We start from the raw sequence: 11,206 nt of genomic DNA, 5'->3' as shown, positions 1-11,206 counted from the left end.
ATTCTTGACCTATGCGTGATGACAACGATATTCACATGGCCGGCACTGCGTTTTTAAAGGGCGTCGGCTATGGTCGGCGCTATCCTTCCCTGCCCTGAAGGACGGGGCTTGCCGCGCCTTTTGGTCAACTCAAGACAATTGGGCAGCAACGGCTTTCAGCAGGCGTTTCTGGTCAACGGGCTTCGTCAGATAGGCATCGGAGCCAAAACATAGCCCCTGTTCAATCTCTTCGGGAGAGATTTTCGAGGAGAGAAAGACGAAGGGGATGTGAGCTGTAGACTGATCCCATCTCAGGGCATCCAGCACCCCATAGCCGTTCAGCTTGGGCATCACCACATCGCACAACACCAAGTCGGGCATCAGGGTGCGCACCATCTGCAAGCCCTCTTCTCCATCGGTGGCCGCCACCGTGTCGTACCCCGCTCTTTGCAACACCTTCTGCAGGTAGGTACGGATGGAGGGTTCGTCTTCAATCACCAGGATGCGTTTGGACATAACTTTGTAAAAAATTAAACAAAGACCTGGCCCAACCTGTCGGGCCTACTGTCCGCCTTCCCGGAGCCAGAGAGATCCGAGTTGATGCAAGAACAAGTCGAAGAACTACAGCTGCAGCATAGGGAAACTCTGGAAAAAAAAACTCCGCCAAATCGCTCATTCTGGGATCTCCCTGCTCTGCAAAAATCCTGATAGAGTGCGGAACAACTTTCCTCATCCGCAGATTTGCGGTTATGCCAGAAACCCCCCTCCTCCTTTGGGAGAAGTGAAGGCAGCCTATTCCGAAGTCAGTTGACGTTCCATCAGGCGGGTGAGGGCGGCGGTGGGGGTGGTCTGCCCTTGCAACAACAGATGCACTTCCTGGGTGATGGGCACCTGAATGCCGTGCTGGGCAGCGATCTCGACCACGACGGGAGCGGTGTAAACCCCTTCGGCGGTGCCCTCGATCTCCGCCAAAATCTGCGACAAGGGTTGGCCCTGGCCTAGCCCGTAGCCCACTCGGTAGTTGCGGCTCAAGCGGCTGTGGCAGGTGGCCAGCAGATCCCCCAACCCCGACAGGCCGTTGAAGGTTTCTGCCCGTGCCCCCAGCTTGGATCCCACCCGGATCATCTCTGCCAGGCCGCGGGTAACCAGAGCCGCACGGGCATTGGCCCCCAGTTGCAAGCCATCACACACGCCAACAGCGATGGCGATAACATTTTTCAGGGTGCCGCCTAGCTCCACTCCCAGCGGATCGCTGCTGGTATAGAGGCGGAACCGCTCCGAGGAAAGGGCATACTGCACCTGCACAGCGGCCCAGGGATCCCGGCTGGCCACCACTGCCGCTGCCGGCAAGCCTTGGCGGATCTCCGCCGAAAGATTAGGCCCCGAAAGCACTACCAGAGGCTGCTCCGGGAAAGTGGCCCCCCAGATTTGGGTAGGGGTCAGAAGCTGCAGTGGATCCAACCCTTTGGTGGCCGAGACCAAAATTGCCTGCGGTGGGATCCCCACCTGGCGCACCGCTTCCACCACAGGGCGTACCCCCGCCATAGAGACGGCTGAGATGAGGATTTGGGATCCCTGGAGCACTTCTGCCAAATCCAGGCCCTTGCGGCGATTCCAAACCCGCACCCGGTGCCCTTGCCCCTGAGCCAGCATCGCCAGGGTACTTCCCCAAGCCCCGGCTCCCAAAATGGCAACGCTTTGCGGGGATGTTGGGCTTTGGCCTTCTGCGCTAGTGTTCATCTAATCTGTTCACCCGCAGACTTTCTCTTAAGCTTTCTTCGTAGGATGCCTCTCAAAAAGCCTGTGCCGGCAAAGGGAAGACCGGCGACAAAGGTTAGTATGGGTGGATACCAAATCATGGGTTAGCTCGAGAGCAGACGACATGGCAGAAGCAGGGATCCCCCGCCTTCCTCCTGAGGTAGCTGCCAAAATGGGAACCTGGCAGCACGGGTATGCCCTTACCAATGGCATTCAACTGCACTACGTCACCCAAGGGGAAGGGGAGCTGGCGATCTTGTTGCACGGTTTCCCGGAGTTTTGGTACTCCTGGCGGCATCAGATTCCGGTGTTGGCGCAGCGGTTTCGCGTGGTGGCACCCGATATGCGCGGCTACAACGATTCCGACAAACCGGATCACGGCTATGACCTGGATACCCTTACCGAGGATATCCGCGGCTTGCTGAGCCACTTTGGGGCCCGAAGAGCGGTGGTCGTAGCCCACGATTGGGGGGGAGCCATTGCCTGGCACTGGGCGCAATTTTTCCCTGAGGAGATTCGCAAGCTGGCCGTCCTCAATTCTCCCCATCCGGCCTGCTTTCGCCGGGAATTCTTGAGCAACTTGGATCAACTGCGCCGCAGTTGGTACTTGTTCTTTTTTCAGTTGCCTTGGCTGCCAGAGTGGGTGCTGCAGTGGGATTTGGGAGATTGGGTGCGCCGCATTTTCCAGGAAACCTCGGTGCGCAAAAGCGCCTTCACCCGCCACGACCTCAAGCTCTACCAAGAGGCCCTCTCCAAACCCAAGGTTCTCACCTCTGCCCTCAACTACTACCGCCAGCTTTTTAACCTGCCCACTTTGCAGAACCTGTTTTTGCAGCCCATGCGGCAGATCCTCGCCCCCACCCTGCTGATTTGGGGAGAAGAAGACTTTGCCCTCAGCCGCGAGCTAACTGAGGGGATGGATCCCTTTTTCCCCAACGGCCTGCGCAAGGAGTACATCCCCGAATGCGGCCACTGGGCGCAACAGGAAGCGCCGCAAACCGTAAATCGGCTGCTGATGGAGTTTCTCTAGCGGGCCGGGCTTGGGATCCGCTCTTTACCATCTTCAAGGGTTGACCCTAGAATAATCCACTGAATTCTACGGGAGAACCGGCATGGCCCTGGAGTATCCATCCCATCTGCGCTACGTGGACACCCACGAGTACATCCATGTTGAGGATGATATTGCGGTGATTGGGATCACAGCTTATGCCGTCGATCAACTGGGGGATATCGTTTTTGTGGGCTTGCCCGAAGAAGGGACAGAGATTGAAAAAGGGGAAAGCTTTGGCTCGGTGGAATCGGTCAAAGCCGTCGAAGATCTCTATGCCCCTCTTTCTGGAGAGGTGGTGGCCGTGAATACAGCGGTGGTGGAGAGCCCCGAAAGCCTTGCCGACGATCCCTATGGCGATGGCTGGCTGATCAAGGTGCGCATTGCCAACCCCGAAGATCTCGAGGACACCATGAGCGCCGAAGCCTACGCCAGTTTGGTGGAGGGATCCTAAACTCCAGCAGTTGGCCCTGAACTACAGCAAAGTCTCTCGGTTACCCCCCTCAGCTTTGGCTTGGTAGAGGGCCTTGTCGGCAGCAGCCAGCAGACTTTGTGGGTCAGTTCCCTCTCCCAGCTCCAGCAGAGAGGCGATGCCCACACTGCAGCTCAGGGAGATGGTCTCCGTCCCCGCCTGCACCGACAGGGACTGGACGGCCTGCCGCAAGCGTTCTGCCAGCCCTAGGATCCGCGAGTTCGGGATCCCGCGCACCAGCAGGGCAAACTCATCGCCCCCCAAGCGGGCCACCAGGTCGTCTTGGCGAACGTGAGCTTGCAATCGCCGCGCCACCTGGATTAAGGTTTGATCCCCAGCCCAGTGCCCCCAGCGGTCGTTGATTTGCTTAAACCCATCCAAATCCAGATAGAGCACGTGGAGGGGAATGCGATGGCGAAGGGCAAAGGGGATCTCCAGCTCCAGTTGCTTCAGGAAAAAACGTCGGTTATGCAAGCCGGTCAGCGGGTCGTGGAGGGCGGCAGTGGCCATTTGCAAAAAGAAGGCTTCTTCTGCCGCGTCGTAGTAGGCAAACTTGAGGGTGCTGGCCCCCACTTGAATGCGATCTCCATCCTTCAGGAGAACGCGGCTGATGCGCTCGCCGTTGACATAAGTGCCGTTGAGGCTCTCCAGGTCGGTGAGAACATAACCCTCACTTTCTCTTTCCAGCCGACAGTGCTGCCGGGAGACGGCGTGATCCAAGAGCTGAATGTCCGCGCGGTGGCTGCGCCCCAAAACTCCACCCCTCGCCAAGGGAAACGTCATGCCCACATTGGCGCCGCTGAGCACCGTTAGAAAGGCCGCAGTTGCCTCAGGCTGGGGTCTGCGCTCGTAAAACTCCAAGGGGATCTGAGTGGTTGGCTCCTCTGGCGACTGAGAGAGAGGGTCGAGAGGCATGGAGAGGCCCAACGAATTGTGCGGGTTAGCAGTAAGCACTCGTTATATCCGTATTATGTCGGTTTTCCCCAGGCCGTGTTTGGGTGAGCGAGGGATGTCTCGCCGGCTCTGATCTGTAAACTTGCGGAACTCTGGAGTTTATCGTATACCATCGCACGCGGTGAGGCCCTCAGTTGAGAGCTACGCGAGGATTCCATCCCGCCTGCGCGGTTGTATCGGCCAGCTGTGGGAAGAAGCTCAATGGCAAACCCCAATTTCCCCAGGATCCCAAGTATTTTTCGGGATAACTCAAAAAACGGGTTCGGTTTGCCCCTCGTTCCCTGATTTCGAGAAGAGGCTCTCTCCTCTATGTCCTACAGATCCTCTGACTTCTGAAGAGTCGCCGAGGCAGCCTAGAATGGGGCTGGGATCCCTGAGAGGAGAAATGGGGCATGATTAGACCCAATTCTGCCCATCTATTGACTCCGGATTTTCGCCTCAGCCTGTCGGTGTTGGCTTTGGCGGTGCCGCTGTTCTGGCTTTCGTTTTGGGCGGGGCTAGGGGTGGGCCTGTTTGGCCTGTTTTTGATGGTGCAGACCTCTCTGATCGGTCTGGCCTTTACCAGAACGGCGCTGCAGGTCTACAGCGGCTCCAGGCGCATCCGCGAGTTCCCCTACAGCGAGTGGCAGGATTGGCAAATTTTCTGGCCGCCGCTGCCGGTGTTGTTCTTTTTCCGAGAAACCCGGAGCATTCATTTTTTGCCGATGCTGTTTAACCCTGCTGAGCTGAAGATGTGTTTGGAAGAGCGGGTGGGTCATCTCCACGCCCAACATCGGTCTCAAGGATCCCCGCCGATTGCTGGTCCGGGTAGCTCCCGCCGATGAGTGGCTCCGCCTTGTGGGTTTGGCAGCAGGCAGGGAGATGGCGCTGGCTGGAGTGTCAGCTTTTGGCGGAGTGGCCTCATGCTTTTGGCTCTCGCCAAGGTCATCCCCATCCCCCGTCTCAGTTGGCCGCCCGGCTGCAACTGCCCCCTGAACAGGCCGCGTGGGGCCATCAGGTGCATGGCTGCAACTGGGTTTGGGCAGATGGGATCACCGAAACCTTTGGACACAAACGAGAGCAGGACTGCTCTGCTGGTCAAGGGATCCCTACCCGCTCTCAGGCAGATGCGGTCATTGCCCGCCGCCAAGGAGATTCTGCCTGGGTCTGCACCGCTGACTGTGTGCCGATTTTGGTGGCCAGCCAAGAATGGGTGGCAGCCATTCACGCCGGGTGGAGAGGCACTGCTGCGGGGATCTTGTCCAAGGTGCTGCAGGAGTTTTTACAGGCGGGGATCCCTGCTGCTGGGATCCGCGTGGCCATCGGGCCCTCTATTTCGGGGTCGGTCTATCAGGTGTCAGAAGCGGTGGCGGAGCTGGTGCTGAACAGTTTACCCCCGGGGCTGGATGCCCGCGCCGCCCTGTTGCCCGATCCTCTGCCTGGCAAGGTTCGCCTGGATCTGCGCTGGGTCAACGGTGCCCAAGCCCAAGCCCAAGGGATCCCCCCTGAACACATTGCCGTCAGCCCCCATTGCACCCTCAGCCAACCCCAAGATTTCTTTTCCTACCGCCGCGATGGATCCCTGAAGGATGAGCAGGGCCGTCATTGCGTGCAGTGGTCGGGAATCGGCCTGCGGTCGTAGGCAGACTTGACCCAGTTCTGCCCGGAGGAACGGGAAGTAGTGGCTATAATTGCGCTCAAGACAGGGCTCTATCTAACTACTGGAGATCCCATGGTTTACCGCGCTGTTTTCTGGGGATTAGCTGGGATGGCTTTGGCTTTCTCTCTCGCTTTCCTTGAGGAGGCTAACGCTCAAACCTCGCTGACTGGCATCAACCGTGACAGCGTACTGCAACTGAACCTTGGGTCGGGACGCAGCCTCCCTCGGGTACCTGTGGGCGGTTCAGGTTCTGAGGAGGGCCGGGATCCTGCTGCTCCTTCGGCACAAATGTGGGCAGAGTGGCATATTCGCGCCAATGTCTGTACCGGAAACCTATCCACAGAAGAACTGGCGGAGCTGTTTCCATTGGTGAATCAAGCTCTAGTGGATGCCGTTTGCCGGGGAGGAAGTTAAAGGTTGCCCAGGCTGGCGGTAAGGTGAAGAAGGAGCCTCTAGGTCGCTGCTGCATGGATTTTGAGAAACTTTTGGAGGAATGGGTTGCAGCCTTTGCCCAAGTGGCCGAAGAAAGTTTGGCCTCTTTGGAGACTGCCCTGATGGAGCTGGCAGAGCACTTGGCTGTGCCTTTACAGGAAACCCTTAGGCAGTGGGAAGCCCTCTGGAATCTGGAGGAGGAAGTGGAGCTGGAGCCTGAGCCAGAACCCTTTGAGGAAACCCTCAACCCTTCTGGCGAATCTTTCACCACCAGTCGTTTCTTCGTCAGCCCGATAGGATTTGGGGGTGTGGTTGTTTACACTTACGTGGCTTCGCCGCCAGAATACATCGGGGATCCCACCTGCCGCTACAATGCCCATTCTCCAGAGTTGCGCTGTGCCGTCAACCCCTGCGGCCCCTGTGAGGGCTGTCCCCACTATGAGCCCCGGAATGAGCCCCGATGAAGGGTGACCGCCTGATTGTTGCGCTGGATACCTCTTCTCAAGAGCAGGCTTTGAAGTGGGTGGACTCTTTGCCGCAGGTGCTGTGGTGGAAGGTGGGCCTGGAGTTGTTCACTGCTGCGGGTTTTTCCGTTCTGCAGGCTCTCAAGGAAAGGGGCAAGCGCATTTTTCTGGATTTGAAGCTGCACGACATTCCCCACACCGTGGGGAGGGCTACGGAGGTGGCCGTCAGCTATGGAGTGGATCTGCTCACCGTCCATGCTGCCGGCGGCAGTGCCATGTTGCGGGCAGCCGTGGCAGCTGCCCAGGGCAGTCCTTGTCGGCTATTGGCGGTTACCCTCTTAACCAGCATCAGCCCCCCGCAGGTGCGACAGGAACTGGGCATCGAGATGGATCCCGCCGACTACGTGTTGCATTTGGCCCGGCTGGCTCAAGCCCAAGGCTTTACCGGACTGGTTTGCTCTCCTCAGGAGGTCTCGCGGCTGCGCCAGGCTTTGGGGCCGGAGGTTTTGCTGGTTACTCCCGGGATCCGTCTGGGCCAAGCCAAGGCGGGGGATGGAGAGGAGGATCAACAGCGCATCTGCACGCCCGACGAAGCTCTGCGGGCAGGAGCCGATTATCTGGTGGTGGGCCGCCCCATCACCGCTTCTCCCGATCCCGTGGCCGCCTTGCGGCGCTTCCAAGCCTCATGGGATGCTGCCGGGTGAGGGTGTGGGGAGATGCCCGATGTTATTGGGGTAGTTCTGTAATGCAACGACGCCGTAGGCTTGTGCAGTGGATCCCTGAAAAAAGGCCGGCTGGATCCGGCAGGAGATGTTGGCTAGGAGTCGGTTTGTCGGTGGTTTTGGGCCTGGTCAGCACTCCTGGGCGCGTTAGGGGTGCGGAGCATTTCGTTCCGGCAAGAGGGGAAACTTGCCTGGCTGCTCCTCAGGTTTGGGCTGAGGCTCTAACGGAGCAGTTGCCTTTGTTTCTCAATCTGGCCTTGAGCCGCTCCCGCTCTGAGTTTCAGGTTGTGCTGGTGGGGAAGCCGGAGGTTGAAATGCTCTCTCCAGGGTCTCCGGCCCGCTTACGCCAACAGGAGCTGGCTCCGGTTTTGCCGGACACCGCAACTGCTGTTTCGCCAGAAGCTTTTCGGCTGTATTTCACCACGCTGGAGCGCCGCTTGGTCTTGCCCCAACACCCCCAAAAGGAGGGCAACTCCTTGGCCGGTCGGCGCAGCGAAACCCTGCAACTGGCCTACGAGGCTTATGTTCTGCGGGCTGCTCCTGGGGATCCCTGGCGGTTGGTGCGTCTGCAGGTAACCGGATCGGGGATCCCCATTCGCGATGTAACGAATGGACTCACTGCCCAGGCCATCCGCCGCTGGCAACAGTCGGGTTGCCCCTTGACGGGCGATCTAGAGTTGACTAGACCTTCTCTCTAGCGGCGCGGAGCGCTTTGCGTCAGCATGAGTGCGGGAGTATGTCACGCGGGGAGATTCTCTTTTGGAAGTAACGAAGGGGCACTTTTTCTCCCCAACCGGCCAAGAGTAGAGGGCGTTGGATGTTCTGCTGCCGGTCGAGGGCCCACCCCGTGTAGGGATAGTGTTCTGCACTGCTCATGCGAACAGGCTAGGGTTTACCCATGAAGTTTCCCCCCGCCACACCCCGCCCGGGCAAGCGGCTGCCCCGCGGCTCATTTCCCCGCCTGAGCTCCTCCAACAGGGACAACCATCGCCTTCGGCGTTTGGTTGGTTTTGGTTTCATGGGCCACTGGCTGCTATGGGGAGGGATGGGCCTTCTTTTGGGGCAGCGACTCCGCTCTTGGGGGCAACCGGCTCCTCTGCAGTGGTGGCGCGTTTTGCCGGTGAGCAGTTCTGAGGGATCCCTGACTTTTGTCCAACCGGAACTGCCTCTCTACCACTCGTTCGCGTCAGTGGTGCGGAGCACTTTTGCCGACAGGCTACTGCCCTGGTTGGCTCAGGGAACCGGGATCCCGGCTGAAGGGATCCTGCACATCTTCTCAGCTATGGCCTGCTTGGCCATTCTGCTGTTGTGCTGGAGCTGGGGCAACTTCTGGAGTGCCGGTCTATGGGGACTCAGCCCCTGGGTGTTGACCCAAGGGTTGGAGCCAGGCAGCGAGATTTTGGGCAGCCTGGTTTTGCTTTGCAGTTGTGGTGTTGGGCCGGGATCCACCTTGCGCTGGTGGGGTCTGGCCTTAGCCTGTGCCCTGTCCTATAAGGTTTGGCCCTTGGCTTTGCTCTGGGCAGGGCTGTGGACGAGCCAGCAGTGGCCGCGGCAACCGTTGCGTTCGCGTCAGCGGCTCGGAATATCAGGACTGCTTTTGCTGCTGCTGGTGATGGGGCTTTCCTGGCTGGGACGGTTTAATTTGCCGGCTACCTCTGCTGAGGTGATTCCCTATCCTCTCAGCTCCCAAAGTGGCTTGGCTGTTTTGGCTACTTTGATGCTGCCCTTGGGGTTGAGCTTGGTGCGGCTGGGCTGGCCTTGGGCGGAACGGCAACAAGCCCTGCTCAGCTTGGCCGGCTTGGGCCATGTCCTCTGGGTGGGAGTGCTGGCAGCAGTGTTTTGGGATCCCCAAGTGAACACCCTGCAGCAAAGTGCTCGCTGGGGTTTGGTGGTGCTCCCCTTCCTATGCCTGAGCGCCGGTGGTGTCTTAGCAGAGATCCCCTACCGGAGCTGGCGGCGGGTTTTGGGATCCCTACTCCTGGGCAGTTCTTTCTTGTTATCGTGGCAGGCATTGGCCTAAGGTATTCTTTCTCTTGCTTGCCATGACCCAGACCTCGTCCGCATCGGCACCGCGTAGCACTTCGCGGCCCTTGTTGCAAACCCTTTTTGCCCAACGGGCTCAGGCTGTGATCCCTTCTCCTTTCGGGGCGGAGATCCCAGGGGCGGTGCCAGTGGTTACCAGTTTTACCTTTGGGCTGGCGGATCCGCGCCTGTTTCCCAAGGCCGACTTGGCGCGGGCCACGGCGGAGGTGTTGGCGGAAGATGGGGACAATGCCCTCAATTACGGCGGCACGTTTGCCGGGCTGATCAACGTGGTGCTGCAGTTGATGCGGGATAGAGGGGTAGAGGCCCAGCCGGAAAACCTACTGATCGGCTATGGCTCTGGGCAGATCCTCGGCCTGTTGCCTCAGGTCTTTGTGGAGCCGGGGGATGTGGTCATTGTGGAAGGGCCCACCTTCATGGGGGCTGTCAGCCGTTTTGCGGCGGCAGGAGCGCGTCTGATCTCGATTCCGGTGGATGGGGAAGGCATGGTGGTGGATCGCCTGGAAGAGGTGCTGCGCGATCTGGCTCGCCAAGGGATCCGCCCCCGATTTGTCTATACCATTCCCACCTTCCAAAACCCCAAAGGCTGCACCCTCTCTGGGCCACGGCGGCAGAAATTGGTGCAGTTGGCAGCTGAGTACGGTGTGGTGGTGGTGGAGGACGAGGCCTACTACGACCTGCGCTTTGCCGGGGATCCCTTGCCCAGTTTGGCTGCGCTGGATCGGGAAGGCTGGGTTCTTCATGTGGGCACCTTCTCCAAGATTGTGGTGCCGGGGGTGCGGGTGGGTTGGGCCTGTGGTCACCCTGAGATCATCCGCCGCTTGGAGATGTTTCGCAGCGAGGGATCCCTGGGGCCCTTTTTGGGCCGGGTGGTGGCCCGCTATTGCGGGGAGGGCCGTCTGCAAAGCCACATTCAACTCCTCACCCGTCGCTACCGAGAAAAGTGCCAGGTGATGCTGGAGGCCATCGCTCAATATTTTCCGCCCGAAGTCAAGGTGGAGGCCCCTGGGGGTGGATTTTTCGTCTGGTGTGAGCTGCCCCCTTCCCTAAGCGCCAGCACCTTGTTGCAGGCTACTCGCGCCCTGGGGGTCACCTTCCTACCGGGCACCCACTGCTTTGCCGACGGCCAAGGAGACCATGCTCTGCGCCTGGCCTTCAGCTATCAACCCGAGGAGCGCATTGTCAGTGGGATCCAGACCATTGGGGAACAACTGTACAGACTGATACACTCTTGCGCCAGCGGTGCGGAGCAGCAAGGGAAGGAGCTCTCCAAAAGCATGGATCCTTGAAGCCCAGAGCGCAGATTTCCCGCTCACCTGCCCCCCACAGCCTTGGCCACGCGCCGGAAAAATTGCCCAACGCCCTTCACCAGGTTAGGTGCAGATTCTGGACGAGCCGGGATCCCGGCCATGAGGGTGTAGTAGTCATCCAAGAGGGTGTGCTCTTCTGGAGAGACCGTGTTGTCGGCCATCATCAGGTTGCCGATTGCTCCCAAAAGTTGCATACGCTCGGTTTCGCTAGCCTGGGCTAGATAATCGGCCATCCAGCGCTCGGTTTGCTCCATCGGGATGGGCTCTTGGATCAGCTAGAAATCGCAGGAGCCCCGCACTGTACCCGTAGGGTCGGTGTCGAGAGGAAAGTCCGCCTCCATGGTTATAATTGTACTGCGGACACCAGAAACGGTTGTTTAAGGCA

Annotated in this window: 13 protein-coding genes; 9 read left to right on the top strand and 4 right to left on the bottom strand. The window is 59.2% G+C overall.

Going from position 1 to position 11,206, the window contains the following annotated elements:
• Positions 1-129 precede the first annotated feature (129 nt).
• Together NW840_RS11945 and NW840_RS11940 are read right to left on the bottom strand one after the other, a co-directional pair.
• Positions 130-495 carry a response regulator gene (locus NW840_RS11945; protein WP_011432017.1) on the bottom strand — a complete coding sequence of 122 codons (366 nt, stop codon included), beginning with the start codon at positions 493-495 and terminating at the stop codon, positions 130-132.
• Between the two features lie 276 nt (positions 496-771).
• Entirely contained in the window at positions 772-1,719 is a 948-nt protein-coding gene (locus tag NW840_RS11940; protein ID WP_011432015.1) for an NAD(P)H-dependent glycerol-3-phosphate dehydrogenase, read from the bottom strand.
• Between the two features lie 103 nt (positions 1,720-1,822).
• Here NW840_RS11940 and NW840_RS11935 point away from each other — a divergent pair, with 103 nt between their 5' ends.
• Complete coding sequence (locus NW840_RS11935; protein ID WP_414344493.1) at positions 1,823-2,767, top strand: alpha/beta fold hydrolase; 945 nt, start codon at positions 1,823-1,825, stop codon at positions 2,765-2,767.
• Between the two features lie 82 nt (positions 2,768-2,849).
• A complete protein-coding gene (gene gcvH / locus NW840_RS11930) occupies positions 2,850-3,239 on the top strand; it encodes a glycine cleavage system protein GcvH (protein WP_011432013.1) in 390 nt (129 codons plus the stop codon).
• 21 nt (positions 3,240-3,260) lie between these two features.
• Here gcvH and NW840_RS11925 read toward each other — a convergent pair whose 3' ends face one another.
• A complete protein-coding gene (locus NW840_RS11925) occupies positions 3,261-4,172 on the bottom strand; it encodes a diguanylate cyclase (protein WP_414344492.1) in 912 nt (303 codons plus the stop codon).
• 431 nt (positions 4,173-4,603) lie between these two features.
• Here NW840_RS11925 and NW840_RS11920 point away from each other — a divergent pair, with 431 nt between their 5' ends.
• From NW840_RS11920 to NW840_RS11890, 7 genes are all read left to right on the top strand, one after another.
• Entirely contained in the window at positions 4,604-5,035 is a 432-nt protein-coding gene (locus tag NW840_RS11920; RefSeq protein WP_414332116.1) for a DUF3119 family protein, read from the top strand.
• On the top strand, positions 5,032-5,832 hold the full coding sequence (gene pgeF / locus NW840_RS11915) for a peptidoglycan editing factor PgeF (protein ID WP_414344491.1): 801 nt from the start codon (positions 5,032-5,034) through the stop codon (positions 5,830-5,832). The genes NW840_RS11920 and pgeF overlap by 4 nt, the downstream gene beginning before the upstream one ends.
• Positions 5,833-6,317: 485 nt before the next feature.
• Entirely contained in the window at positions 6,318-6,746 is a 429-nt protein-coding gene (locus NW840_RS11910) for a DUF6464 family protein (protein WP_369791761.1), read from the top strand.
• Positions 6,743-7,450: an orotidine-5'-phosphate decarboxylase gene (pyrF, locus tag NW840_RS11905; RefSeq protein ID WP_414344489.1), complete on the top strand. Its 708-nt coding sequence runs from the start codon at positions 6,743-6,745 to the stop codon at positions 7,448-7,450. The genes NW840_RS11910 and pyrF overlap by 4 nt, the downstream gene beginning before the upstream one ends.
• Before the next feature lie 131 nt (positions 7,451-7,581).
• Positions 7,582-8,166: a hypothetical protein gene (locus tag NW840_RS11900; protein WP_414344494.1), complete on the top strand. Its 585-nt coding sequence runs from the start codon at positions 7,582-7,584 to the stop codon at positions 8,164-8,166.
• 347 nt (positions 8,167-8,513) lie between these two features.
• Complete coding sequence (locus NW840_RS11895; RefSeq protein ID WP_414344488.1) at positions 8,514-9,488, top strand: hypothetical protein; 975 nt, start codon at positions 8,514-8,516, stop codon at positions 9,486-9,488.
• Positions 9,489-9,510: 22 nt separating this feature from the next.
• The gene (locus NW840_RS11890; protein ID WP_414344487.1) at positions 9,511-10,800 is read left to right on the top strand and encodes a PLP-dependent aminotransferase family protein; all 1,290 of its coding nucleotides are present in this window, start codon (positions 9,511-9,513) and stop codon (positions 10,798-10,800) included.
• 23 nt (positions 10,801-10,823) lie between these two features.
• Here NW840_RS11890 and NW840_RS11885 read toward each other — a convergent pair whose 3' ends face one another.
• Complete coding sequence (locus tag NW840_RS11885) at positions 10,824-11,075, bottom strand: hypothetical protein (protein WP_414344485.1); 252 nt, start codon at positions 11,073-11,075, stop codon at positions 10,824-10,826.
• Positions 11,076-11,206 lie beyond the last annotated feature (131 nt).

Origin of the sequence: Synechococcus sp. R5-13, assembly GCF_047462015.1 — a bacterium.
GTDB lineage: Bacteria > Cyanobacteriota > Cyanobacteriia > Thermostichales > Thermostichaceae > Thermostichus.
The sequence above is the reverse complement of the archived record's forward strand: the minus strand, read 5'-3'. Positions and strand labels throughout refer to the sequence as shown.